This is a genomic window from Lentzea aerocolonigenes, assembly GCF_000955955.1.
Lineage (GTDB): Bacteria > Actinomycetota > Actinomycetes > Mycobacteriales > Pseudonocardiaceae > Lentzea > Lentzea aerocolonigenes_A.
The window spans coordinates 92,913-117,190 of sequence record NZ_JYJG01000029.1 but is presented as its reverse complement, the minus strand read 5'-3'; the positions used below and the strand labels follow the sequence as shown (position 1 = coordinate 117,190).

Below are 24,278 nucleotides of genomic sequence, written 5' to 3'. Positions count from 1 at the left end.
CGCCAACGTTCCGGGTCGCGCCACTAGGGCAGCAGCCCGGCGAACGCCACCCGGCCGGCGGCGCTGACGATGGCGTCGTTCTGGGGCGTGTGCACGCGGGCGCACAGAACGTCCCGGTAGTGCCGTTCCAACGGGTTGCGGCGGGTGAGGCCGTTGTTGCCGACGAGCGCGACCGCCTGCTCCACCGCCCCGATCGCGGCCCGCGTGGCGATCAGCTTCGCGGCGGGAGCCCGTGCCGCCGCGGCGTCGTCGCCGGCGTCGGTGCGTTCGGCCAGCGACCACAGCAGATCCCAGGACGTGCCCAGGGAAGCGTCGATCTCGCCCACCGCGGTCTGGAACCGCGGCAGCGTCGCCAGTGGAGCACCGAGGGCGGCGGGCGTCCGCTCGGCCAGGAACGTCACCAGCCAGTCCCGTGCCGCGTCCGCGACGCCCAGGTACAGGGCGGCCAGCCCGAGGGAGTTCCAGGCCTGCGTCAGCGGGTCGCGCACGGCAGGTGCGGTGAGGACGGCGGGCACCCGGTCGAAGGTCACGTCGTCGCTGCGACTGCCGCGCAGGCCGAGGTGGTCCCAGGTCGCCTTGACCGTGACGCCGGGGGCGTCGCCGCGCACCAGGAACGCCCTGACCTCCTCGGTGTCGCCGACCCTGGCCGTCACGACCATCCAGCCGAGGAGTTCCGCGCCGGTGCAGTAGATCTTGTGGCCGCTCAGCTCGAAGCCGCCGCCGGTCTCCACGGCGACCGTGGCGGGCAGCCCGCCGCGCACCGGTGTGCCGAGGTCCGGCTCCACCTGGAGCTCGTTGATCAGGACCGGCCGGTCGGCGCGCAGGGCCTCGGCGTAGACGTCGTCCGGCCACGTGGGAGTGCGGCCCTGCAACGCGTGCGCGAACATCGTCATGGCCGTCACGAGCGCGGCGGACGGGTCGCCCCGGCCGAGCGAGCGCAGGATCGTCACGGTGTCGGCGAGGCCGGCGCCGGGGCCGCCGTGCCGTTCGTGCACGGTGGCGGTGAGCAGTCCCGCTTCGTGGATCGCCTGGATTCCCTCGTCCGGCAGTGACGCCTCGCGGTCGTGCCGGGCCGCGTTCGCCGTGAGGATCTCGACGACGCCCGGCAGCTTCTCTTCCCAGTCGCTCATTCCGCCTTCTCCGGCTCAGTCGGCACCACGCAACTATCGAATGGCCCGAATCGGCCGTCAACTTCGTTCAGCAGTACGGAAAACACCCGTCACGCGAGGCCGAGCCCTCCGCTGACGGTCAGCACCTGCCCGGTGAGCGAGGCCCCGCCGGTGAACAGCAACTGGTGCGCGGCCTCGGCGACCTCCTCCAGCACGACCAGCCGGCCCAGCGGAACCCTGGACAGATAGGCGCTCAACGCCCGCACGGGGTCGCTGTCGACGGTGGCGAGCACGTCGTCGCGCACCCCACCGTCCACAAGAGCCGGAGCGATCGCGTTGCAGCGCACGGAAAGGCGCTCGCGGGCGCAGTGCAGGGCGATGGATCTGGTCAGCTGCGCGACGGCCGCCTTGACCGCGCCGTACGCGACCATGCCCGGTGTCGCCATCTGCCCGGCGGTCGACGAGACGTTGACGATCGACGTCAGGGACTCCGGCCGGCGGCGGATGATCTCCGCGCACCCGAGCCACGTTCCGACGACGTGGGTGTCGAGCAGCTCGTGCCACTGCTCGCTGCTGGCCGACAGGACGTCCTGCGGCACTCCCCCGAACTGCCCGGCGGCGTTGACGAGACCGTCGAGCCGCCCGTGCTCGGCGAGGACCTCGTCGACGACGGCCGCCCACGACTTCGGGTCCCGCACGTCGTGGGCGAGGCCGCCGGTGCCCGGTTGCCGCCCGGTCCGGACCGCGATCGCACCGTTCTTCTCGGCCTGGCCCGCGATCGCGGTGCCCAGCGCGCCGAACCCGCCGGTGATCAGGACGACCGGCTGTCTCATCCGCTGCTCCGAACCGTCAGAAGGTCACCATCACGCCGGAAGTCCTCGAGGTGCGCGAGGAACGTCCTCGCGACCTCGGCCGGTTCGCCGGGGAAGGCGAACGCCCGATGGGGCGACACGACCAGCCGCGGGACGTCCCAGGCCGGGTCGTCGTCCGGCAGCGGCTCCTGCTCGTGCACGTCGGCGAAAGCACCCCGCAACCGCCCGGCCCGCAGTGCGGTGTGCAGTGCGGCGTTGTCGATCGACTCGCCGCGGCCCACGTTCACCACCACCGCGTGCGACGGCAGCGCGGCGATCACCTCGCGGCCGATCAGGCCTCTGGTGCCCGGACCGCCGGGCAGGCAGGCGACCAGGTGGTCGAGATCCGCGGCCTCCCGCGCCAGACCGGCGACCCCGATCGTCCGCCACGCCCCCGGAACGGCCACCGCGCCGTCCCTGGTCACCGCGACCGGGCGAGCGCCGAACGCCACCAGCCGCCGCACCACGGCACGGCCGATGCGTCCCGCGCCGGCCACGCCCACCCGGCTGCCGGCCAGCAGCAACGCGTCCGAGCGGAACCAGGCCGCGCCGCGCCGGTTCGCGAGGTCCGGCAAGTCCTTCAGCAGCAGCAGAAGTCCCGACAGCGCGTACTCGGCGACGGCCGTCACGGGCACCTCCGCGGAGGTCGTGACCAGCACGCCGGGCGGGAGTCCCGTGGCGGCCAGGTGATCAGTGCCCGTGCCGGTCAGGTGCAGCCAGCGCAGCCGGGGCAGATCCGCGAGGCTGCCCGGCGGGAAGTGGTACCCGATCAGCACATCCGCCTCGCGCGCCGCCGGGCCGACCCGCTCCTCCACCCGCAGGCTCACCCCGTCGGCGGCCGCGAGCTCGGGAGCGAGGCGCGCGGCCATGCCGCAGCAGGCGATGCAGACCCGCATCGCTACCACGCGGTGCGGCGTTGCGCGAGCAGGTGCGGCACGGGATCGGTCACGCCACCGGCGATGAGCTCCATCGCCGCCTCGGTGTTCTCCCGCACCCGCAGGCCGACCCAGTCGAACATCCAGTTCACCATCGGCTTCAGCGCCAGGCCGAACGGGACGGTCCCGGTCAGCACGCAACCGGTGGCCGCGGCCGCGCCGACGTTCGCCACGACGTCGGGGATCAGCAGAACCCCTTGCCCGGCCAGCATTTCCTTCGCCTCGGCGGTGCAGCACAGGTTGCCGCCCTCCACGACGACCTCCGCGGTGACCCGGCGCACGTTGTCCGCCCGGATCGCGTCGACGTCGGCGGCGAGGACCAGCACGTCCGCGTCGACGCCGAGCCACGCCTCGGGTTCGCCGTGCACGGTCACCCCGTCCGGCATCCGGGTCCTGTCCATGACGCCGGCCGAGTCCGTGAGATCCAGCAGGTGCCCGACGGGCAGGCCTTCGCGCGCCTCGACCGTGCCGCGGATGTCGGCGACGGCCACGACGGAATGCCCGCGCTCAGCCAGGCTCTTGGCCACCGCGCGGCCGACCGTGCCGAACCCCTGGATCGCCACCCGGCAGGGACGGCTGCCGAACCGGGTCCTGATCGCCGCGGCCGCCGCCTCGCACACCCCGAACCCGGTGATGTCCGCGAGATGCGTCCACAACGTGCCCCAGTCGACCGGCAGGCGGCCCACGCGCGGGTTCTGCGCCACGTCGTAGCCTGCCTCCGCCAGGAACAGGTCGCGGTCCGCGTGCGTGATGCCGAGATCGCAGCCGAGGTAGACACCTCCGTGCAGCAACGGCGAACTGACCCGGCCGAACGCGCGCAGGGTCGTCTCGCGATCACCCGTGCCCACCCGGATCCCGGCCTTCGCACCGCCGATGGGCAGCCCGGCCAGCGCGAGTTTCGTGGACATGGCCCTGGCGAGCTGGGCGACCTCCTGCCTCGAGACGGTCCCGGTCATCCGGGTGCCGCCCATCGCCATGCCGTCGACCAGCGAGTCGACGGCCACCCAGGCCTGCAGCCCCGGCGAGAAGAGCTCGGTCACCGAACACGGGTCGGTTCCGTCCGCGGCCACCACGGCGCGCTCGAGTCGTACGGTGGTCATCTGATCTTCCCCTGTGCTGTGAAGCCCGGCGGTTGCAGTCCAGGCAGGTGCTTGTAGGCCGAAATCCAGGACAGGCTCGTGCGCACGGACACGACGACGGGCCCGTCGCAGGCGAGGGCGGCCTTGAGAACTCCGATGAGGTCGCTCTCGTCCTCGACCGCCATCCCTTGTGCGCCATGGGCTCTGGCCAGCGCGACGAAGTCCGGGTTGTGCAGGTCGGTCGCGACGACCCTGCCGGGGAAGGCGCGTTCCTGGTGCTGGCGGATCGTCCCGTAGCTGCCGTTGTCGGCGATGACGATCACCAGCCGGGCGCCGCGGCCCACCGCGGTGGCGAGCTCGGTCCCGGTCATCAGGAACCCGCCGTCACCGACGAACGTGATCACCGTGCGATCGGGGTGGCGCAGCGCCGCGGCCAGACCGGACGGCACACCGAAACCCATCGCCCCGCAGCCCAGACCGAGCAGCGTGCCGCCGTCGCCGAACCGGTGGTAGCGGTGCACCCAGCTGGTGAAGTTCCCCGCGTCCACCGTGACGACGGCGTCGTCGTCGGCCAGGGTGGTCAGCGCCGCGACCACAGCGCCGAACGGCAGCCCGTCGCCTGGACTCGGCGGCGGGGTCCACGTGCTGTTGCCGACCTCCGCGTCGTGCAGCTTCTCGATCCACCGGCGGCGTTCGGCGTTCTCACCGGCCGGGTGCCCGGCCAGCCTGCCGAGGAACGCGGCCGGGTCGCAGCTGATGGCCCGGCCACCGCCGAGCCGCTGGGGGTCCGGGTACACCTGGATCGTCGTGGCCGGCGCCAGGTTCCCGGTGGTCACCACGTCCAACCGGCTGCCCACCGCGAGCAGCAGGTCGGTGGTGCCGAGCAGGTCTCGTTGCCACGGCTGGGTGGCGAGGTGGAGATGGCCCGCGTAGTGCGGGTGGTGGTTGCCGATCAGGTCCTGGTGCTTGTTGCTGACGACCACCGGCAGCGCCAGTTCCTCCGCGGCCCGGCGCAACGCCCGCCGTCCTGCGGGAGCGGCCGCCAGCAGACCTCCGCCCAGCAGCAACGGGCGGCGCGCCCGCGCCAGCGCTTCCGCCACCTCGGCGACCGTTTCGGCCGCGGGGACGGCCGACGGTGCGGCCGGGCGGGCCGCGGCGGGCGAGGTCAGCTCTCCGAAGACGTCCTCGGGAACCACCAGCACCGCGGGACCGGGGGTGCCCTGCGTGGCCGCGCGCAACGCACGGGTCGTCATCTCGGCGGTGTACCGGGCGTCGTGCAGGGTCCACACGCCTTTCGCCTGGTCCGCGAACGTGCGGTGGTAGTCCATCTCCTGGAACGCGTCCCGGCCCAGGTCCGCGCGCGTGACCTGGCCGACGACGAGCAGCAGCGGTGCCGCGTCCTGGTGCGCGGCGTGGATCGCGATCGCCGCGTTCGACGCCCCCGGCCCTCTGTTGACCAGGCACACGCCAGGACGTCCGGTGAGCTTGCCGTCGGCCAGCGCGGCGAACGCGGCGGACGCCTCGTGGCGGCAGGTCACCACGTCGACATCGCTGTCGTGCAACGCGTCGAGCGCAGGCAGGAAGCTCTCCCCCGCGACGCAGTAGACGCGGTCGACGCCGTGCGCGGCCAAGGTGCTGACGAGCACGTCGGCGGCGCGCACGTACGTCATGACAGGACCCTTCCCGGAACGGTCGCGAGCTCGGGACCGAAGTGCTCGCTCACCCAGTTGTCGTCGTACACCGTGTCGACGTACCGCTCGGCGAGGTCCGGGCTGATCACCACCGCGGTGAGCCGCCCGTCCGGGTCGTGCCGGGACAGCCAGTCCATCGCACCGGCGACGACGGTTCCGGTCGAGCCACCGAAGAGGAAACCCTTGGCCGCCAGCATTCTGCAGTATCGGACGGTGTCCTGTTCGGACACGTGCACCACGTCCGCGGGCAGCTCGGGGTCGAGCAGCGGCGGGCGGGTGCTGGTGCCCAGACCCGGGATGAGCCGCGGCCCCGGCTGCCCGCCGAAGCTCACCGAGCCGACCGCGTCGACGGCGACGACCCGCACCTCGGGTGCCTTGTCCTGGAAGAACTTCACGCACCCGGTGAGCGTTCCTCCGGTGCCGGCTCCCGCGAACAGCACGTCCAGGCCGGGGAACTGCGCGGCGACCTCCGCCGCGGTGAGGTCGCGGTGCGCCATCCAGTTCGCCTCGTTCTCGTACTGGTTGAGCCACAGGTACCTGTCGTCGCTCGCGCACAGCTGGCGCACGTGGGCGATCCGCCCGGCGAGGAAGCCCCCGTTGCGGTCCGGTGTGGACAGCACGACCACCTCGGTGCCCATGGCCCGCAACAGCTTCACCGTCGCCGGGTTGCATCGGATGTCGGTGACGCAGACGAACCGGTGGCCACTGGCGGCGGCGATGGCGCCGAGCGCGAGACCGAGGTTGCCCGAGCTGGACTCGACCAGCACCGAGTCGGGGCCGAGCCGGCCGTCCGCCTCCGCGGCCGCGACCATGCTCGCCGCGGTCTTCAGCTTCACCGAACCCGTGAGGTTGAGCCCCTCGACCTTCAGGTACAGACCGCGCCCGAGCACCTGCCGGAGGTCGACGTACACGTCCGATCGCACGAACTGGTGCGGCGCCGAGATGACGGGCACGGATTCCCCTCGCTGTCGGGCCGGGTGAGCGTGTTCAACTGCGGAAGTGCCGTGGTTGAACGCCGCTACCAGCGTTCGGTCTCCTCGAAGAAGTCCGGGGTCGCCGCCACCTGGCCGGACTCCACCGCCGCGGTGTAGACGTGCACGCCCACCGCGAGGTCGAGCACGCCGAGCCCGAACGGGGAGAAGATCCGCGGCCGCCGGTCGTCGAGCACGAGCTCGCCGGTGAGCACGTCGGCGAGCGTGCCGCTGATGAACGCGCGGTCACCGGTCTGCTGCTCGGCGAGATGCGGTGAGGTGCCCGCGGTCAGGCAGTGGTCCACGTCGTCGACGACGTTCTGGGCGTTGAGGATGACGTCGGGACCCAGGTCGCGCAGAGAGATGTTCAGCACCGTCTGCTCAGGACGCAACGCCGAACCGTCCACAATGTACGGACTGGCCGCCGTGGTGGCGAGCACCACGACGTCGGACGCGGCCAGCACTTCGCCGAGCGACGCGGACGACGAGGGCACGCCGGTCATCTCGTGCGCCCTGGCCGCCAGCGCGCCGGCGTAGTCGCCGACCTGGTCGTGGACGAGGATCTCGCCGATGTCCCAGCCGTGCGCGACGAAGAAATTCAGGATGTTGCGCGCGATGACACCGGCGCCGACGAACCCGACGGTGCCCGCCTTCCGGCTGCCCACCAGGGCTTCCGCGCCCAGCACCGCGCTCGCCGCGGTCCGCGCCGAGCTGATCTGCGCCGCTTCCAGCAGGGCGAACGGGTAACCGGTGTCGTAGTCGTTGAGCACCACGACCGCGGACGCGCGCGGGACGTTGCGGGCGATGTTGGCCGGAAAGCTGCCGATCCACTTGATTCCCGCGACCCGCACGTCACCACCGACGTACGCGGGCAACGCGATGATCCGGGCGTCCGGCTTCTCCGGGAAGCGGAGGAAGTAGCTGTTCGGGTTGACCGTGTCGCCCTTGCCGTGCAACAGGTAGCACTCGCGGACGATGTCACTGATCCTGGTCGGCGAGGACTGGATCACCGAGTGGACGACGCGGCCGGGCACAACCGTGAAACCGAACAAGTCTTGCCCCCTTTTTCCGATGCCGCCGCAGGTTATCCAGCGACCCCCACCGTGTCGAGCAAGCCCGGCGTACAACCGAGAACGGTCGGCACTTGAACATCGGCCGCCACACGTTCGTGGGATTTTCCCAGTCCCGCAAGGGATCCCGGAACCTTGACACATAACAGCGGCATCGGTTCAGATTCGGGCTGACAGGTACTCATCTTCCGCATCGCCCTCGCGTGGCCGCTTCTGCCCGCGCCGACCGCGATTCACCCTCGGGAAGCTCCCATGTCACAGGATTTCCTGCACCGATCGCCGTCCGACATCCCCTACTTCAGCGCGAACGCCGAAACCTATCTGGCGCAGACGCCGTTGCGCGACCTCACCAAGTCGCGCCCGCTGCGCGTGCTGTCCGAAGAGGATTTCGCGCACTGGCAGACCTACGGCTACGTGGTCGTCCGGGAGGCGATCTCCCCGGCCGCGGCCCGCGAGCTGCTGGACTTCGCCTGGGACTTCCAGGGCCTCGACCCCGGCAGACCGGAAACCTGGTACCCGCAACGGGAGTACCGGTCCGACCTGGACAGGGACCTGCACGTCTACGGGTTCGTGGAGGCCTACCACCACCAGCTGCTGTGGGACAGCCGTCAGTCGCAACGGGTGTACGACGCCTTCGTCGACGTGTGGGACTGCGAGGAGCTGTGGGTCTCGCTGGACCGGCTCAACCTCAACCCGCCCAACGTCGGCAACCGCGACCGCGCGCTCATCCCGCACACCGACACCGGGTTCGACATCGAGCTGCACTGGGACGTCGACACCACGCTGTCCGTGCCACCGCAACGGGTCCAGGGCATCATCGCGCTCACGCAGACGCGGCCGGAGCTCGGCGGCTTCCAGTGCGCGCCCGAGCTGTTCCGCGTCCTCGAGCGGTGGAAGGCACTGCAGCCGGCGGACCGCGACCCGATCCGGCCCGACGTCGACAGGGCGGTGTTCCCCGTCGTGCAGCCCCAGCTGAACCCCGGCGACCTGCTCATCTTCAACGGACTGCTGGCACACGGCGTCGGCCCCAACGTGTCCGAGAACGGCGTGCGGGCGGCGCAGTACCTCGCCATGATGCCCGCGCTCGAGTCGCACGAACGACTCCGGCGGTCCCGGATCGACTCGTGGCGCGAGCTCTCGACACCGGACTGGAACGCGACGTTGCTCGGCGACGCGATCCGGCACGAGTCGCTGCGCTACCCCGCGGCCACCCTCAACCCCCTCGGCCGCAGGCTCCTGGGGCTCGACTCCTGGGGCGTCACCACGTCCGAGAGCACGATCGGAGAGCCGGCGTGCGCAGGATCTGCCTGACCCTGCCGACGAACCGGCCCTGCGCCGACACGCTCACCGCGGTCGCGCAGGAGGCGTCCTGGGCGGCCGGGCACTTCGGCGTCGAGGTGGTCCTGCTGGTCCTCGACTCGTCCAGCCGCGTCTCGTTCGCCCGGCACGCCGCGGTGCTGGCGGGAAGCCCCCGCTCCGGCGCCACGGTGCTGCACCTGGACGAGGACGACCAGCGGGCGTTCCTGCGTCAGGTGGTCGACGGGGCCGGTGTCCTCAAACCGGACCTGCTGCTGGACTTGATGCTGCCGGCCGGCGTGTCCTACGGCGCGTGCACCAACCGGGCGTTCCTCCTCGCCGCCGCGCTCGGCTGCGAGTCGGTGCACCGCAGGGACTCGGACTTCCGGTACCAGATCCACGACGGCACCAAGGTCTTCCCCGTCCTGCACGAGCTCACCTCGCTCGGCTGGCGGGCACGCGACGTGATCGGCTCGGTGACCGAGACAGACCTCGACCCGGCGCATCTGGACAGACCGGTGGTGCTGGCGGGCGGCTCGTTCATCGGTGAGCTGTCGGTCGACATCGGTGAGATCGCCGCGCTGGACAAGGAGGTCTACTACGACGTCGTCGGACTGTGGGCGCCCGCCGGCTGGTCGCGGGAGGAGAAGCGGAAGCTGGCCGACGACTCGTTCGCCGGCGCGGGCGACGAGCCGTTCACCGGCGACCACTCCGTTCTGTCCGTTGTGGACCCGATGCACGTCGACATGTGCAACATCGCCTTCTACCAGGTGCACGAGCAGATGCCGTTGTCACCCGCGACCGACACCATCGGCAGCGACTACTTCCTGCACCACCTCGTGCGCAGCGCCGGACTGCCCGGCGTGCTGCACAACCGCCACATCGTGAACTACCACACCGCGGAACGGAAGACCGGCGCCGGTTTCGACGCCTACCACCTGCGGCTGACCAAGTTCTTCCTGTCCATGCTCTACCTCCACTTCGTCTACGACCGGATGGCGGAGCTCGGCGACTCGTTGCTGGACAGTCGTTTCCACGTGCGCACCCCGGTCGTCGCGGAGCTCATCAGGAACAGCACCGAACTGGCCGAGGACGAGAACGCGGAGCGCCTCGACGTCCTGGGCCGGTCCTATCGCAAGCTGGGCGGCCGCTACGCCGCCTTCGCCGCCACCCTGCCCGAACGCGGCCCGCTGCTGCTCGCCGAGGCCGAACGGGACGCGGCGGACTTCGCGCTGCTGGCCGAGGACTGGGCGGCGCTCGTGTCGCGGAGCAAGGCGACCCCGTTGCGGCAGAACCGGTAACGGCACCCCGGAGATGCGACTGAACACACGACTGCGGGCCGCCCTGACAGCGGCGGACGAAGACCAGATCGTCTACGACATCACGGGCATCGAGGACACGTACGACGCGCTGACCGGAGAACTGCCGGGCGTTCGCGTCCGGTTCGCCATGAAGGCCTGCCCGGTCGGCGCTGTGCTGGAGGCGTTGTCCGGGCGCGGCGCCGGCTTCGACACGGCCGGTCCCAACGAGATCGCGCAGGCCCTCGCCGCGGGAGCGCCGGCGAGCGAGATCCACTACGGCAACACCGTGAAGTCCGACCGGGACATCGCCGACGCGCACCGCCTGGGGGTCCGCGACTTCGCGACCGACAGCGTCGAGGACGTCGTGGCGATCGCGGCCGGCGCACCGGGATCGAGGGTCTTCTGCCGGCTCGCGACCGCCGGAACCGGTGCGCTGTGGGGACTCAGCCGCAAGAACGGGTGCTCGGCGGCCGACGCGGTGCGGGTGCTGGAGACGGCCCGTGCCTCGGGGCTGACGCCGTCCGGCCTGTCCGTGCACGTCGGCTCGCAGCAGATGACCGCCAGGGCGTGGCAAGACGCGTTCGACACCCTGGCCTGGGTGCTCACCGAGCTCCGGCACCGGGCGATCCACCTCGACCACGTCAACCTGGGAGGCGGGCTGCCGGCCCTGGGGTACCACGACCTCGGCGGCGTGGCGCTCCACCCGCCGATGGACGAGATCTTCTCGGCGATCCGGGCCGGCATGCGACGGCTGCGCGCGATCGCTCCGATCGGTTTCGTCATCGAGCCGGGCCGGCACCTCGTCGCCGACCACGGTGCCGTCCGGGCGCACGTGGTCCGGCTGACCACCCGGCGGCAGCTCACCGGCGACACCGAGTCCTGGCTGTACCTGAGCTGCGGCAAGTTCAACGGGCTCTACGAGATGGACCAGGTCCAGTACCGGCTGGTGTTCCCGGGGCACCTCGGCGGCGACCAGGTCGCGGCCTACGTCGCCGGCCCGACCTGCGACAGCGACGACACGTTCAGCAAGGGACGCGCCAGGATCCTGGTGCCGCGGGCGGTGACGTCCGGCGACCCGGTGTGGATCCTGTCCAGCGGCGCCTACTCGACCAGCTACACCACGCTGGGGTTCAACGGTTTCGCCCCGCTGCCCGTGCGCTTCGCCCGCGACGGCGCACGGTGCCCGGTCGATGTCTGACGAGATCAGGCGCATCCTCGACGCCGACTGGAAAGCCGTCGCCGAGCTCGAGAACCTCACCTACGCGGCCGCCGGGCTCTCCGAGGACCGCGCGGTCCTCGAGGCGCGCGGCCGGTCCGCGCCGGAAACCTGCTTCGTGCTGACCCAGCACGGCAGGACGGCGGCATACGTGCTCGCGCTGCCGTGGCCCGCGTTCCGGTTCCCGGACCTGGCTCGGCACGAACAGATCACGTCCTGGTCGGCCAACCTGCACCTGCACGATCTCGTCGTGGCGCCGGACCTGCGCGGGCGGGGCCTGGCAGGGAAGCTCCTGCGGCACCTCACGACCGTCGCCCGCGACCGCGACCACGACCGGGTGTCCCTGGTCGCGGTCGGCACCAGCGCCTCCTTCTGGGCGGCGAACGGGTTCCGTCCCTGCGCCGCGGTCACCGTGCCCACCGGCTACGGCACGAACGCGGTCTACATGTCCAAGCCGATTTGAGAGGCAGATTCGCATGCCCCCTGTCCAGACCGGGTTCCGCCGCTCGCAGCTCGCGATCGCGGCCCTGTTCTGCTTCCTGGGTTTCCAGTACGCGACGTGGGCGGCACAGCTGCCCGCGCTCAAGACCCGGCTGGGCCTCACGCCGGCGGAGATCGGGGTGCTGCTGCTGACCACCGGGGTGGGCGCCGCCGTGTCGTTCCCCGTCGTGGGAACCCTGATGCGGCGGCTGGGATCCCGCCGGCTGGCCGGGCTGTCGTGCGTCGCGCTCGGTCTCGTGCTGGTGGCGCTGGCGTTCGTCACGAGCCACCCGGTCGCGCTGGTCGTCATGTTCGCCGACGGGGTCGCGGTCGCCTGCCTGAACGTCGCGATGAACGCACAGGGCACCGCGCTGGAGGTCAAGTACGAGCGCAGCACGATGGCGAAGCTGCACGCCACGTTCAGCGGCGGGACCTTCTGCGCGGCGCTGCTCGCCTCGGCCGTCACGTTCGCGACGCCCTCGCTGGTCGTGCACTTCGGCGTCGCCATCACGATTCTCGCGCTGCTGGCCGGAACGACGCGGCGAGGCCTGCTGACGGAGGACCTGCCCGCCGAGGCCAAGAGCCGGCGCCGGACGGGCCTGCCTTCCCGCGTCGTCGTCTGGCTGGGGCTGGCCATGGTGTTCGGCACCATCGTCGAGGGTGCCGTGAACGACTGGTCCGCGCTGTACCTCAAGGACGTGGCCGCGGCGCCACCGCAGCTGGCGCCCGTCGGCATCGCGGTCGTGTCCGCGACCATGGTGGTGGCACGCCTCTTCGCCGACGGGTGGCGGGCGCGCTGGGGTGACAAGGCCGTGGTCCTCGCGGGCGCCGGGCTGGCCGGTACGGGCCTCGCACTCGCCCTGGTGGCAGGCGGAGTGGTTCCGGCACTGATGGGTTTCGCTTGTGTGGGCCTGGGAATGGCGGCGGTCACGCCGTGCATCTACGTGGCAGCGGCCAAGGAAGGCACGAACGCGCTCACCGTCGTCGCCGCGATGGGAACGACCGGGCTGCTCAGCGGTCCGCCGGTGATCGGCTTCGTCGCCGAGGCGGCCGGCCTGACGTGGGGCATGGGAGCCGTCGCGCTTTCCGCCGTCCTCGTCACCCTCTGCGTCTCGCAGGTCCGCTGGGCCACCGTGCCGGACCAGGAGCCGGCCACGGCGGAGAGCTGATGAGCCGATGCGGTGGCGGCGGCCCGTGTGGCCGCCGCCTCCGCGCGCCTCAAGCCGAAGCGCGGTAACGGTTCTCCAGTTCCTCCGCGAACTCCAGCCAGGAGCTGCCGCACCGGCGCGCGAGATCCGCGACGGTGCCGGTGCAGTGCGTCGGCATCTCGTCGACCATGGCCTGCCAGTCCCCCGACTCGATGATCCGGCTGCCGAGCCAGCGCAACAGCTCCCTGCCGGGTTCGTTGAACCGCAGCGAGGGATCGGCCAGCAGGATCCTCATCATCATGGCCGCGCTGCGGTGGTCCGCGAGCTCGGCGGTCTTGATCTCGGCCACGGGAGCGCTCTCAAACGACTCGGAGCGCGCCTTCGCGTTGCGCACCGGGTCCTCGCCCCGCAGCACCCGGTCGCGGACGTCCGCGGCGGTGCCGAGCGAGATCCCGGCCAGCTTGGCGATCTGCCGCAACGGCGTCCGCGGGTTGGCCTTGACCAGCTCACCGGCGGATCTGCGGCCCTCGGCGGCGCACAGCGGCCGTCTCCTGCCGTCGCGCCCGATCCTGGTCTCCGGCGGAGCCAGGTCCGTCGCGTTGCCCTGGCGGATCCCGCTGACCGTCTTCGCCGCCAGCCCGGTCGCCGCCGCGATGGCACGGTCGGACCACTGCGGGTGCGAGGTCAGGATGCGCGCCGCCGCGGCCCTGCGGTCGGCCGACGAGAGCGGCAGGCCGTGGTGGGCGTTGAGCCGCACCGCGAGCAGGAACAACTCCTGCTCGGGCACGTCGACGTAGCGGACCTCGATCTGTTCCTCACCGCGCAGCAGTGCCGCCCGGATGCGGTGCATGCCGTCCACCACGCGCATCGTCCGGCGATGCACCACGACCGGCGGTAGTTCCCCCTCCACCTGGGCCAGCATCCGCGCGTGGTCCAAATTCTCCGACTGCAACCGGGGTGAGTCCGCCGCGTGCAGCGACGAGATGAGCACGACCTCCGGCTCCGCCTCGATCCAGTGACCGGTGAGATCCGCGCGCCCGCCCCCAGAGCGGTCGCGCAGCGGTGTTTCCTCCATCGCCATCTGTTCGGTGCCCCCTGTGAGAATGCGATCTTCGTGTGACACGCCCGTCCTGTCGGCGCGGTGCCGTGCCCGGACAGCGGTCGTCTCCACGACCTGCGGTCCAGGAATGAACGTCGGGTCCACGCATGCGCGTCGATGGGCAGCAGGACGCCGGTTTCGTGAGATCTGGCGGGAAGTACGACCGTGGCCGCGTGCTACTGCTCGACAGGGAGCGGAGGTCCGGCGGCGACGACGGTGCGACCGCTGCGGAATCCGGCATTCGGCGCTGAACGCCGTCGCGATCGGCGACGGTCACGCCGGTCCCGCGGTATCGCCGGCAGACGCAAGGCACGCTGAATGACCACTTAGTTCCCCCATAGACCTAATTGGTCTAGACGACTTTTCCAGCGCCACCGCCGGTTGTCAAGGCCGGGCCCGTGCCACTGATTGTGCTGCTGCCAAACACATCTACCAGGATCGCGGGGCAAGCCTCGCCCACCGCCGCCAATGTCGGGTTTGCCGGACAGGACACGAATTACGAGGAGTGAGCGTTCACAAACATGACAACGTCCACAGTGGAGGGTCGGGTCCCGGCACCGATGTTCAACCGGTGGAACCCCCGCAGTTGAACGCTTCCGGCCGAGGTCGGCGCCAGCCAAACTGCGAACGCGCACGCATCGCCGATTTCCACTACCAGGAGGACTGGCGTTCACCATGCTGCTGATCGACGGTGAGTGGTCGGAGACGGAGAGCAAGATCGCCGTCCGCAATCCATTCGACAACGAGATAGTCGGGTACGCCTCCACGGCAACGCGCGCACAAACCCTTGCCGCGGCGGAACACGCCAAGGCGTACACGTCGAACCTCACGGCACACGAGCGGCACGAGATCCTCCGCGGCACCGCGGCCCAGATCGAGCGCGACGAGCAGGAGTTCGTCGACCAGATCGTCGCCGAATGCGGTGCGTGCGTCGCGGAAGCGCGCAAGGAGGTGCGGCGGGCCGTCACGCTGCTGCGAGTCTGCGCGGAGGAGGCCACCCGCATCTGCGGTGAGGCGATTCCCACCGACGGCACCTCCGACCGCAGGAGGAATCTCGCGGTGACCGTGCGCGAGCCCATCGGGCTGGTCTGCGCGATCACCCCGTTCAACCGGCCGTTGAACCAGGTGGTGGTGAAGCTCGCGCCGGCCATCGCGGCGAACAACTCCGTGATCCTCAAGCCGTCGGAGAAGACTCCGCTGACCGCGGTGAAGTTCGTCAAATGCTTGCTGGACAACGGACTTCCGCCACGGATGGTGTCCGTCGTGACGGGTGATCCCCACGAGGTCGGCGAAGCACTGGTGACGTCCCCGCACGTCGACATGATCACGTTCACCGGCAGTCGCGCGGTCGGCGAACGGATCGCGAAGAGCGCGGGCATGGTCCGGATGACGTTCGAGCTGGGCGACAGCGGAGCGTTGATCGTGCTCGACGACGCCGATCTGGAGACCGCCGCGAAAGTCGCCGCCCAGGGCGCGTTCGCGACGGCGGGCCAGTCCTGCCGCGGCGTCAAGCGAATCCTGGTGCAGGAGGGCGTCGCGGACCACTTCGCCGCGCTTCTGGTCGACCACGCGGGGAAACTGAGGTTCGGCGACCCCCGATCACCCCTCAACGACATCGGCTGCCTCATCGACGAGGCCGCGGCGCGGACCGTGGCGGAACGGGTGGGCGAATCGGTCGCGGCGGGCGCGAAGCTGTTGCACGGCCTGCCCCCGCAAGGCGCGGTGCTGGGTCCCCAGGTGCTCGACTTCGTCCCGAGAGAGTCCACTTTGGTCCGCGAGGAGACCTTCGGGCCGTGCGCGCCGATCGTGCGCGTCGAGGACCTCGACGACGCGATCGAGTACGTCAACAGCAGCGACTACGGCCTGCAGACCGGGATCTTCACGGCCGGCGTCCACCGGGCGTTCCGGGCGGCGCGCGAGATCAGGGCGGGAGCCGTCGTCATCAACGACGGCCCGCAGTTCGAGTCCCCGTTCATCCCGTTCGGCGGCGTGAAGCGCAGCGGTGTCGGCCGTGAAGGCGCCCGGTTCGCCATCGAGGAGATGACCACGATCAAGACCATCGTCTTCCAGGAGTGACGTGAAACCCGTTGTCGTTTACACCGACCCGTTCTGGGCTCTCGAGGACGGCGTGGTCAACCCGGCGCTGGCGGACGTCGAGCGGGAGGTCTTCGGCGACCGCGCCGAGCTCCGCTTCGGCGTGGTCGAGAACGGCGCGTACGTGAAGTCCGGCAAGCGCTTCATCGACAACCTCGCCGGCGCGTCCGCACTCGCCGTCTACCGCGCGCAGATGACCGAGGAGGTCTACGCGGCGATCCGCGGCGAGGTCAAGGTCATCGGGCGGCAGGGCGTCGGCTACGACAACATCGGAGTGCCGTTCCTCGAGCCCAACGGCATCTTCGGGTTCAACGTGCCGGACTACTGCGTCGACGAGGTCTCGACGCACACGATGTCACTCGTGCTCGCGCTCGAACGGCATGTCTGCCTGCAGAACGACCACCTCAAGAACGGTCGCTGGGACATCTACGACGGCGGCTACCCGCGCCGCCTGCAGGGGCTCACGGCCGGGATCATCGGGCTGGGCCGGATCGGCAAGTCCACCGCGCAGAAGATCAGGAACTTCTACGGCCAGGTGATCGGCTACGACCCGTACGTGCACGGCGACCAGATGATCGGGTACGGCGTGCGGAAACGGCACTCTCTCAAGGAGTTCCTCGCCGAAGCCGACGTCGTGATCCTGCACTGCCTGCTGAACGACGACACGAAGGACCTTGCCGGAGAGGCGTTCCTGGCCGGCATGAAGAGCGACGCACTGCTGGTGAACACCGCACGCGGCGGGCTGGTCGACCCGAAGGCGGTGCACGACGCACTGGCCGCCGGTCGGATCGCTGGCTACGCCAGCGACGTGTTCTCCCCGGAGGACCCGAACGAGCACGAGTGGAACCGCAAGCTGCTGCCGTTCGAGAACGTGATCGTGACGTCCCATCGGGCGTTCCTGTCCGCGGAGTCGGAGCTGAGCCAGCGCCGGCGGGTCGCGGAGGAGATCCTGCACGTGCTGGAGACGGGCCTGCCACCGCGGTGGGGGAATCTCACCGGCTAGTGGCGTGGCCAGAACGCTGCCAGGCGAATTCGCGGTCGGACGGGCGCATCGTGGTGCCCTGCTGAGCGTGAATCACCCGGCCCGCGTTCTGGGCCACGCCACTCGGCGTGGCGCGAGGTGGTCAGGCGTGGGCGTGCTCCCACCCGGCCACCTCGGGCAGCAGCCAGGCGAGCTCGGCGCGGACGTCCTCGTGCTCCAGCCGAATCGGGGTGCCGATCATCCGGCCGGACGACAACCCCTCCGCGACCATCAGGTCGATCGTCGCGGCGCTCGGCGCACTGGAGAGCAACGGCTCGCTGAAACGCCGCCGCAGCAACGACCTCATCGCGGCACCGAGGTCGGCCGGTGGCGTGTCCAGGACCTCGCACACCGTCGTGACGGCCGCGCGAACGACCGCGGGCCCGCGTTCGTCGACGATCCGGTCCACGTCCGCGCCGGCCACGAGCTGGGCCAGCCAGATCAGGTTCATCGCACACGCGATCCCGTGCGGCACACCGAGATGCGCGGTCAGCGGGTAGGCGAGGGCGTGCGCCGCCGTGGTCCTGGTGATGTCGATCGCCCGGCCGCCCAGCGTGGCCGCGTGGCTCAGCACGTCCCGTTCGGCCGGCAGCGGTTCCGGTCCCGCCTCGGCGATCACCGGCGCGACCAGCCGCAGTGCCTCGGCGGCCAGCTCGCGGCTCTGCCCGGTGGACCGCATCGACCACAGCGACTCGACCGCGTGCGCGAAGGTGTCGAAGGCACAGGCCCAGGTGAGGCCGGGAGGGCAGGTGTCGGTCAGCTCCGGGTCGACCACCGCGAAGTCCGCACGCACCGCCGGGTCGTCGAGCGACACCTTCCTGGTGCCGCGGTACAGGGTGGCGAACTGCGTGACCTCGCTACCGGTGCCGGCCGTCGTCGGGACCAGCAGCAGCTGGGCCCGCGTGGCCCGGGGTGCGCTCCAGCCGGCGATCACGACCTGGGCGGCCGCGAGCTCGGTCGGCAGCACCCTCGCGGCCTTCGCGACGTCGAGCGCCGATCCGCCACCGAGCCCGACGACGAGGTCGGCACCGTACGGGCGGCACCGGCGGGCGGCCTCGACGGCCTGCTCGACGGTGGGGTTCTCGTGGAAGTCGCTGAACACCTCCGCGCTCGCCGGGAGCCAGTCGAGCGCGGAGGTCCGGCGCAGCGTTCCCCTGCTGGCCACCACGAACACCCGCCGTCCCGCGCACAGCCTGGCGATCTCGGCCGCGCTCCCCCGCCCGGACAGGAGCACGGGCGCGGCACCACGGGCGTCCTGGGCTGCGGCGCGGAACCGTTCGGCGTTCTCCGGCAGCCCGATTCCGCTGCTGGCGCGGGGATGCACCTCGTCGGGTGTCGGCCGCACGGTCAACGCGAGCAGCACCGGTCCGTCCGCGGCCAACGCCTCCCGCAGGACCGCCGGGAAGTCGGCGTTGCTGTCACACGACAACACCCGCTGGTAGCCGAGCCCCTGTCCCAGTGCCGGCCAGTCCATTCGCGCGGAAGTCGTTGCCTGGCAACCGGTCGACTCGTAGCACCCGTTGTCCACGACCACGTGCACGAGGTTGCGCGCCCCGCTGGCACCGATCGTGGACCCGGTGCCGAGGTGCATCAGGAACGCACCGTCGCCGTCGAGAACGACGACCCGGCGTTGCGGGTTCGCCGTGGCCAGGCCGACGCCGATGGCCGAGGCGTGCCCCATGGAGCCCTGCATGTAGAAGTTGCCGGCCCGGTCGAGCTCGTGATGTGCCTGGCGGGACAGGTATCCCGTGGTGCTCACCAGGAGCTCGTCGGTGAGTTCGGCCATCAGCGTGGACACCAGCTGTGCGCGGGTGAGCTGACCGTCGCCCGGCCGCGCGACCGCCGGCGCGGCTGCCTTGCCGATCGAACCCCTTGGTATCAAAAGGAAGAACGGGAGTTTCCGCGCACGTGCCTCGGCGGCCCGTGCCAGCGCCTCGTCCAGGTTCCCCGGTTCCAGGACCTGATGCGGAACGTCGAGCGTGCGCAGCAGGTCGATGGTGCTCGCGCCCATGATCGCGTGGTGCGGCTCGTCGTCCGCGCCGTCCGGCCAGCCGCGCAGGGTCATCACGACCAGGGCCGGGATGCCGTAGGGCAGGACCAGCGACGTCAACGGGTTGATCAGGTTGCCGAAACCGGAGTTCTGGCAGAGCACGGCCGCCTGCCGGCCGCCCAGTTCCCAGCCGGCCGCGATCGCGAGCGCCGCACCCTCCGACGCGGCCGGAACCAGGTCGCCGGCGTCGTCGAAGAGGCTCCACGGGCCACTCAGGTGACCGCAGGGCACCCCTGTCACGCGCTGGACGCCGAACCGGCGCAGGGCCGCGACGAACTCGGCCGCGGCGATGCTCTCAGCCACCGGCCCGCTCCAGCCATTCGTCCATGCCGGAGATGGCGAAGACGTCCTTGACCGACGCGATCCGCATCTCCAGGCTCGCCGCGGACCCCTCGGCGATCACCGTGGCCCAGGTCTGCCGCACCGCGGTGATCTGCGCGCGCATCCCCTGGTTCGCGTAGATCATCATGGCGACGCCGGCCTGCCGCGCCTCCTGTTCGGAGAAGTCGGAGTAGGTGGTCGGCACGACCACGACCGGCGCGCGGTCGTCCCACTTCTCCATGAACGACAGGATCTCGCCGGAGTGCGACTGCTTGGAGTGCACCAGCACGGCGTCCGCGCCCGCGTCCACGTAGCGGTGGCACCTGTCCAGCGCCTCCTGCAGGCTCATGCCGCAGATGAACGCCTCGGTGCGCGCGATCAGCACCGTGTCCGGGTTCATCTGGACGCCCTTGGCGGCCTCCAGCTTCTGGCAGAACTCCGCGGTCTCCAAGAGCTTCTGCCCGGAGTTCACGAAGCTGTTCCGCTTCGGGAAGAGCTTGTCCTCGATGCAGATCCCGCTGATTCCGGCTTCCTCGTACCGCATCATGGTGTGGGCCGCGTTCAGGTTGCCGCCGAAGCCGGTGTCGCAGTCGGCCACGACCGGAACGGTGACGGCGCGCCGCATCGATGTCCCCGCCGCGAGGTATTCGGCGAGCCCGAGCAGGCTGACGTCCGGCAGGCCGTGCGCGGCCGAGATCTCCAGCCCGGACGCCCACACGGCGTCGAACCCGGCCTCCTCGGCGAGCCGCGCGGACAGGCCGTCGTGCGCACCGGCGACGCGCACCAGCCTGCGGGCGGACAAGGCCTCGCGAAGTGCGAAGGCGCCTCGGGTGCCGTACGAAGCGGTTGTCATCGGATTTTCTCTCTCCTCAAGCAGATTCGTTCGGCATCGGTCAGCGGTGGCTCACGAGAGTGCGACGCGGGCCTGTGCCGCGAACCGCGGCTCGCTCATCGGTGACAGCGCCGGTGGTTTGCCGGACCGCAGCCATTCGCGCATGTCGCCGTGCCATTCCAGGTACGACCCGTCGACGGCGCCGATGCTGCGCAGCCACGCACTGTCGCAGTAGTCGCCGAGACCGAGCCCGTCGGCGATCCGGCTGCCGAACACCCCGTCGGCGTGATGGCACGCCCACGCGATCGGGGGTGCGACACCGTACCGGTCGATCAGCGCGGCCACCGTCTTGCGCGCCGGGTCGTCGAGCCGCTGCCACAACCGCCAGAGATCCGCGAACTGCCCCAGCCGGATCGCCTCGCCCGAGATCTTCCGCTCGAACCAGGTCTCCCGGAAAATGTGCGTCGCGACGAAGAGGAAGTCGTACGGCGCGGAAAGCGAAGGCAGGCCGAATGTCTCTTCGCCGGCCCGCACCTCGACGGTGTCCAGCTCCGCCAGCACCTCGTTCATCGGAATGTTCCACCCCGCGCCGTGCCAGGTGAAGTTGAAGCAGACGTCCACGTCGTGGAACGGCATGATGTGTCCCTCGACCGGCCTGGCGAAATGCGGCAGGTGGTCCGGGAACATCCGGTACATCATCAGTTCCCGGCGCGACCTGGTCACCGTGGTGTTGGTGAGCAGGTCGAGTTCGAGATGTGCCTCGTAACCGATGCTCAGCAGGATTTCCGCGGCGGTCTGCTTGTCGCTCTCCTGGATCATCAGGTCGATGTCGCGGAAGTCGCGGCCACCGAATCCGCCGTAGAGCGACTGCTGGAACACCACGCCTTTGGTGCACGCGACGGCGACCCCGCCTGCCTGCAGCGCCGCCACGACCTCGCTCGTTTCCCGCGTGGTCGCCGCACAGGTGAACCGATTGGTGTTCAGCGCGAGCACCAACGCCCTGCGGATCGGTTTCGGCGTGGCGGCCATGCGTTCCGACCTGATGAGCAGATCGGCCAGCCGGGGCATCAGCCGGTGCCTCATGGCGCGCACCAGCACGACGTCCCAGTCCACCTCCGCCAGAATCTCGTCGACGTCGACGTCCGGCATGTCCGCGGCGACGTCGTGAATGCTGGACAGCGCGACCAGTTTCCACGCCGCCTCCGCACCGATCGTGCTCATCCGGCCCCCATTCGATTCACCACGATCGATTTTCCAGGAATCAACGCGCGTTCAACTGCTGAATTCCGACTGGTTGCGCGGCGCGGGCACGAATGCGCCCGCCAGCACACCGGGGACGTCGGCGAGCCCGGTCACGACGACGTCCGCCTCCGCCAGTTCCGCGGCGGGGTGCGTCGTGGTCACCGCGATGACGAACATCCCGGCACTCCTGCCCGCACCGACCCCCGCAGGCGCGTCCTCCACGACCACGCACCGGCTCGGATCCGCGCCCAGCGCCGACGCCGCGGCGAGGTAGCCCTCCGGATCGGGTTTCCCGTTCTCGACGTGGTCCGCCGCGACCAGCACCTCCGGCACCGGCAGGCCCGCGCCGGCCAGCCGGGCGGTCACGGCCCTGCTGGGCCCGGAGGTCACCGCGGCCCACCGGCCGGGCGGCAGCCCTCGCAGCAGGTCGAGCGCACCGGGAAGCGCCCTGGCCCGCCCCGCCCCGGCCAGTTCGAGGTCCTGGATGCGTGCCAGCACCCGGACGACGTCGTCGGGCTGGAAGAACATCGGGACGACCTCGGCGTCACGACGGCCGTGACAGACCGCCAGGATCGCTTCGCCGTCCACCCCGAACTCGGCCGCGACCTGCCGCCAGACGTCCTCGATCAGCCCGGCCGAGTCGACCAGGGTGCCGTCGACGTCGAACAGCAGCCACGGCTCCGGCGTGCTCACTCGCCCCTCGCGGCGTCGCCCAGCGCCTTGTACGCCGCCTGCACTCCGGCCGGATCGGTGAACAACGCCGAAGCGATGATCAACCTGTCGGCGCCGGCGGCCCGCAGCGCGGCGGCTCGCTCCGCGGTGACGCCACCGTCCGCGGCGACCCGGATGTGGCCCAGCCCGCGTTCGTCGAGCGCGGCGCGCAACCGCGCGATCTTCGCCACGGTGTAGTCCAGGAAGTCGCTGGTGCCGGGGTTGACCGCCATGACGACGACCTGTTCCACCAGGTGCGCGATCTCCTCGACGGCGGTCAGCGGGGTGCCGGGGTTCAGCACGACACCGCGCTCGACACCCGCCTTTTCCAAGTCGCGCAACAACCTCGCGAGGTGCGGGGTGTTCTCCACGTGCACCGACACCAGGTCCACGCCCGCGTCGACGAGCCCTGGCAGGTGCGTCTCCGGGCGGTCGACCTGCAGATGCACGTCCAGTCTGCGCGGGAAGGCGGCGCGGATGGCGCGGACGGCCTTCAGCCCGAAGCTGATGTCGGGGACGAACACCCCGTCCATCACGTCCAGGTGCAGCAGCTCGGCGTCGGTGGCGGCGACGTCGGCCACCGCCTGCCCATATCCCAGTGGATCGGCGCCGAACAGCGAGGGCACCACGGCCACGTCGGTCATCTAGTTCTCCTCCGTCCGGCCGACGACCGCCGCGAGGGCCGTCGTCACCGTGTCGATCTCGGTCGGGGTGAGGTCGGGACGCATGGGCAGGCACAACGCGTTGTGCGCCAGGAAGTCCGCGTTCGGGTAGTCCTCGGGGACGAACCCGAACCCGGCGAACGCGGGCTGCCGCGCGATGGGCACCGGGTAGCGCAGCACGGCGTCGACACCGCGGTCGCGCAGCTCCGCCAGCGTGCGGTCGCGCTCGGGGACGATCACCTGGTACATGTGCCCGACGTGGTCCTCGCTGACGTCCAGGACCCGCACCGGCAACGACTCCAGCGCCTCGGTGTAGCGGGCGGCGACGGCGCGGCGCCGCCGGTTCCACTCGTCCAGGCTGGGCAGCTTGTGGTCGAGGACCAGGGCCTGGAACGAGGACATGCGGCTGTTCAGCCCGAGCGCGTCGTGGTGGTTCTGCTCCCGCTGACCGAGGTTGCGCAGCTGCCGCAACCGTTCGGCCAGCACGGGATCGCTCGTCACCACCGCGCCCGCGTCGCCCGCGGCGGCCAGGTTCTTCGACGGGTGGAAGCTGAAGCACCCGATGTCGCCGAACGTGCCGGCGGCTCTGCCGTCGCGGCGGGCTCCGATGGCCTGCGCGCAGTCCTCGACGACGGCCAGGCCGTGCTTTCGGGCCACCTCAACGACATCGTTCATGTCCAGCACCTCGCCGAACATGTGCACGGCGATGATCGCCTTGGTGCGCGGGGTGATCGCGGCTTCCAGCCGGTCCAGGTCCATCATCTGGTCGGTGTCCGTGCTGTCCACGAGCACCGGCCGCGCGCCGACCCGCGCGATGGCGAGAACGGTGGCGTGAAAGGTGTTCGCGACGGTGACGACCTCGTCCCCGGCACCGACGTCCAGCGTGAGCAGCGCGAGGATCAGCGCGTCCGTGCCGGAGTTGACACCCGTCGCGTGGCCCGCGCCGAGGTAGTCGGCGAGATTGCGCTCGAACGCGGCGACGGGCTTGCCGGTGATGTAGTCGCCGGACAACAGCAGTTCGGTGATCCGGCCGCCCAGCTCGTCGATGTCACCGAACTGCGATGGATAGCCGTAGCGCGAAACCAGCATGCCGTTCCTC

The 24,278-nt window shown here is 70.7% G+C and carries 21 protein-coding genes; 7 read left to right on the top strand and 14 right to left on the bottom strand.

Annotated elements, in window-relative coordinates; all coding sequences use genetic code 11:
* Positions 1–23 precede the first annotated feature (23 nt).
* The 7 genes from UK23_RS06270 to sbnB all read right to left on the bottom strand — a co-directional run bounded on the left by UK23_RS06270 (position 24) and on the right by sbnB (position 7,688).
* Positions 24–1,130 (bottom strand): acyl-CoA dehydrogenase family protein, encoded by a 1,107-nt coding sequence (locus UK23_RS06270; protein WP_045310390.1) that lies wholly within the window; start codon positions 1,128–1,130, stop codon positions 24–26.
* A gap of 89 nt (positions 1,131–1,219) precedes the next feature.
* The gene (locus tag UK23_RS06265; RefSeq protein ID WP_052684411.1) at positions 1,220–1,942 is read right to left on the bottom strand and encodes an SDR family NAD(P)-dependent oxidoreductase; all 723 of its coding nucleotides are present in this window, start codon (positions 1,940–1,942) and stop codon (positions 1,220–1,222) included.
* Positions 1,939–2,856 carry an NAD(P)-dependent oxidoreductase gene (locus tag UK23_RS06260; RefSeq protein WP_052684410.1) on the bottom strand — a complete coding sequence of 306 codons (918 nt, stop codon included), beginning with the start codon at positions 2,854–2,856 and terminating at the stop codon, positions 1,939–1,941. Before UK23_RS06260 ends, UK23_RS06265 begins: the two co-directional genes overlap by 4 nt.
* A 2-nt stretch (positions 2,857–2,858) precedes the next feature.
* Positions 2,859–3,995, bottom strand: a complete 1,137-nt coding sequence (locus UK23_RS06255; protein WP_082114443.1) for a Glu/Leu/Phe/Val dehydrogenase dimerization domain-containing protein — start codon at positions 3,993–3,995, stop codon at positions 2,859–2,861.
* Positions 3,992–5,644, bottom strand: a complete 1,653-nt coding sequence (locus tag UK23_RS06250) for a thiamine pyrophosphate-dependent enzyme (RefSeq protein WP_045310389.1) — start codon at positions 5,642–5,644, stop codon at positions 3,992–3,994. Before UK23_RS06250 ends, UK23_RS06255 begins: the two co-directional genes overlap by 4 nt.
* Entirely contained in the window at positions 5,641–6,618 is a 978-nt protein-coding gene (gene sbnA, locus UK23_RS06245) for a 2,3-diaminopropionate biosynthesis protein SbnA (protein ID WP_045310388.1), read from the bottom strand. The genes UK23_RS06250 and sbnA overlap by 4 nt, the downstream gene beginning before the upstream one ends.
* Positions 6,619–6,683: 65 nt before the next feature.
* Entirely contained in the window at positions 6,684–7,688 is a 1,005-nt protein-coding gene (gene sbnB, locus UK23_RS06240) for a 2,3-diaminopropionate biosynthesis protein SbnB (RefSeq protein WP_045310387.1), read from the bottom strand.
* Between the two features lie 270 nt (positions 7,689–7,958).
* Here sbnB and UK23_RS06235 point away from each other — a divergent pair, with 270 nt between their 5' ends.
* The 5 genes from UK23_RS06235 to UK23_RS06215 are packed head-to-tail and all read left to right on the top strand — an operon-like array spanning position 7,959 to position 13,168.
* Positions 7,959–9,017 (top strand): phytanoyl-CoA dioxygenase family protein, encoded by a 1,059-nt coding sequence (locus UK23_RS06235; RefSeq protein WP_045310386.1) that lies wholly within the window; start codon positions 7,959–7,961, stop codon positions 9,015–9,017.
* Positions 8,999–10,303 (top strand): DUF6271 family protein, encoded by a 1,305-nt coding sequence (locus tag UK23_RS06230; RefSeq protein WP_045310385.1) that lies wholly within the window; start codon positions 8,999–9,001, stop codon positions 10,301–10,303. The genes UK23_RS06235 and UK23_RS06230 overlap by 19 nt, the downstream gene beginning before the upstream one ends.
* 13 nt (positions 10,304–10,316) lie before the next feature.
* A complete protein-coding gene (locus UK23_RS06225; RefSeq protein ID WP_045310384.1) occupies positions 10,317–11,501 on the top strand; it encodes an ornithine decarboxylase in 1,185 nt (394 codons plus the stop codon).
* Positions 11,494–11,982: a GNAT family N-acetyltransferase gene (locus UK23_RS53600; protein ID WP_045310383.1), complete on the top strand. Its 489-nt coding sequence runs from the start codon at positions 11,494–11,496 to the stop codon at positions 11,980–11,982. Before UK23_RS06225 ends, UK23_RS53600 begins: the two co-directional genes overlap by 8 nt.
* Positions 11,983–11,995: 13 nt before the next feature.
* Positions 11,996–13,168, top strand: a complete 1,173-nt coding sequence (locus UK23_RS06215; protein WP_045310382.1) for an MFS transporter — start codon at positions 11,996–11,998, stop codon at positions 13,166–13,168.
* Between the two features lie 49 nt (positions 13,169–13,217).
* Here the strand turns inward: UK23_RS06215 and UK23_RS06210 are convergent, their stop codons facing one another.
* Positions 13,218–14,222, bottom strand: coding sequence for a ParB/RepB/Spo0J family partition protein (locus tag UK23_RS06210; protein ID WP_196777633.1), 1,005 nt, complete (start codon positions 14,220–14,222; stop codon positions 13,218–13,220).
* A gap of 699 nt (positions 14,223–14,921) precedes the next feature.
* On the opposite strand from UK23_RS06210, the gene UK23_RS06205 reads away from it, so the two are divergent.
* Positions 14,922–16,322 carry an aldehyde dehydrogenase family protein gene (locus tag UK23_RS06205; RefSeq protein WP_045310381.1) on the top strand — a complete coding sequence of 467 codons (1,401 nt, stop codon included), beginning with the start codon at positions 14,922–14,924 and terminating at the stop codon, positions 16,320–16,322.
* 1 nt (position 16,323) lies between these two features.
* Positions 16,324–17,343 (top strand): C-terminal binding protein, encoded by a 1,020-nt coding sequence (locus UK23_RS06200; protein ID WP_045310380.1) that lies wholly within the window; start codon positions 16,324–16,326, stop codon positions 17,341–17,343.
* A gap of 121 nt (positions 17,344–17,464) precedes the next feature.
* Here the strand turns inward: UK23_RS06200 and UK23_RS52535 are convergent, their stop codons facing one another.
* The 6 genes from UK23_RS52535 to UK23_RS06170 are packed head-to-tail and all read right to left on the bottom strand — an operon-like array spanning position 17,465 to position 24,268.
* The gene (locus tag UK23_RS52535) at positions 17,465–19,714 is read right to left on the bottom strand and encodes an iron-containing alcohol dehydrogenase (protein ID WP_052684409.1); all 2,250 of its coding nucleotides are present in this window, start codon (positions 19,712–19,714) and stop codon (positions 17,465–17,467) included.
* The gene (locus UK23_RS06190; RefSeq protein ID WP_045310379.1) at positions 19,707–20,585 is read right to left on the bottom strand and encodes an isocitrate lyase/phosphoenolpyruvate mutase family protein; all 879 of its coding nucleotides are present in this window, start codon (positions 20,583–20,585) and stop codon (positions 19,707–19,709) included. The genes UK23_RS52535 and UK23_RS06190 overlap by 8 nt, the downstream gene beginning before the upstream one ends.
* Positions 20,586–20,636: 51 nt before the next feature.
* Positions 20,637–21,785 (bottom strand): nucleotidyltransferase family protein, encoded by a 1,149-nt coding sequence (locus UK23_RS06185; protein WP_045310378.1) that lies wholly within the window; start codon positions 21,783–21,785, stop codon positions 20,637–20,639.
* Positions 21,786–21,836: 51 nt separating this feature from the next.
* Positions 21,837–22,499, bottom strand: coding sequence for an HAD-IA family hydrolase (locus UK23_RS06180; protein ID WP_045310377.1), 663 nt, complete (start codon positions 22,497–22,499; stop codon positions 21,837–21,839).
* Positions 22,496–23,161, bottom strand: coding sequence for a ribulose-phosphate 3-epimerase (locus tag UK23_RS06175; protein ID WP_045310376.1), 666 nt, complete (start codon positions 23,159–23,161; stop codon positions 22,496–22,498). The genes UK23_RS06180 and UK23_RS06175 overlap by 4 nt, the downstream gene beginning before the upstream one ends.
* Positions 23,162–24,268, bottom strand: a complete 1,107-nt coding sequence (locus tag UK23_RS06170) for a DegT/DnrJ/EryC1/StrS family aminotransferase (RefSeq protein ID WP_045310375.1) — start codon at positions 24,266–24,268, stop codon at positions 23,162–23,164. It lies immediately after the preceding gene.
* Between the last annotated feature and the right edge of the window lie 10 nt (positions 24,269–24,278).

Excerpts from the sequence above, each read along its gene's own strand:
- UK23_RS06270 (WP_045310390.1), bottom strand. The coding sequence starts at position 1,130 with ATGAGCGACTGGGAAGAGAAGCTGCCGGGCGTCGTCGAGATCCTCACG.
- UK23_RS06265 (WP_052684411.1), bottom strand. The coding sequence starts at position 1,942 with ATGAGACAGCCGGTCGTCCTGATCACCGGCGGGTTCGGCGCGCTGGGC.
- UK23_RS06260 (WP_052684410.1), bottom strand. The coding sequence starts at position 2,856 with ATGCGGGTCTGCATCGCCTGCTGCGGCATGGCCGCGCGCCTCGCTCCC.
- UK23_RS06255 (WP_082114443.1), bottom strand. The coding sequence starts at position 3,995 with ATGACCACCGTACGACTCGAGCGCGCCGTGGTGGCCGCGGACGGAACC.
- UK23_RS06250 (WP_045310389.1), bottom strand. The coding sequence starts at position 5,644 with ATGACGTACGTGCGCGCCGCCGACGTGCTCGTCAGCACCTTGGCCGCG.
- UK23_RS06235 (WP_045310386.1), top strand. The coding sequence starts at position 7,959 with ATGTCACAGGATTTCCTGCACCGATCGCCGTCCGACATCCCCTACTTC.
- UK23_RS06225 (WP_045310384.1), top strand. The coding sequence starts at position 10,317 with ATGCGACTGAACACACGACTGCGGGCCGCCCTGACAGCGGCGGACGAA.
- UK23_RS53600 (WP_045310383.1), top strand. The coding sequence starts at position 11,494 with ATGTCTGACGAGATCAGGCGCATCCTCGACGCCGACTGGAAAGCCGTC.
- UK23_RS06215 (WP_045310382.1), top strand. The coding sequence starts at position 11,996 with ATGCCCCCTGTCCAGACCGGGTTCCGCCGCTCGCAGCTCGCGATCGCG.
- UK23_RS06210 (WP_196777633.1), bottom strand. The coding sequence starts at position 14,222 with ATGGAGGAAACACCGCTGCGCGACCGCTCTGGGGGCGGGCGCGCGGAT.
- UK23_RS06205 (WP_045310381.1), top strand. The coding sequence starts at position 14,922 with ATGCTGCTGATCGACGGTGAGTGGTCGGAGACGGAGAGCAAGATCGCC.
- UK23_RS06190 (WP_045310379.1), bottom strand. The coding sequence starts at position 20,585 with ATGACAACCGCTTCGTACGGCACCCGAGGCGCCTTCGCACTTCGCGAG.
- UK23_RS06185 (WP_045310378.1), bottom strand. The coding sequence starts at position 21,785 with ATGAGCACGATCGGTGCGGAGGCGGCGTGGAAACTGGTCGCGCTGTCC.
- UK23_RS06175 (WP_045310376.1), bottom strand. The coding sequence starts at position 23,161 with ATGACCGACGTGGCCGTGGTGCCCTCGCTGTTCGGCGCCGATCCACTG.
- UK23_RS06170 (WP_045310375.1), bottom strand. The coding sequence starts at position 24,268 with ATGCTGGTTTCGCGCTACGGCTATCCATCGCAGTTCGGTGACATCGAC.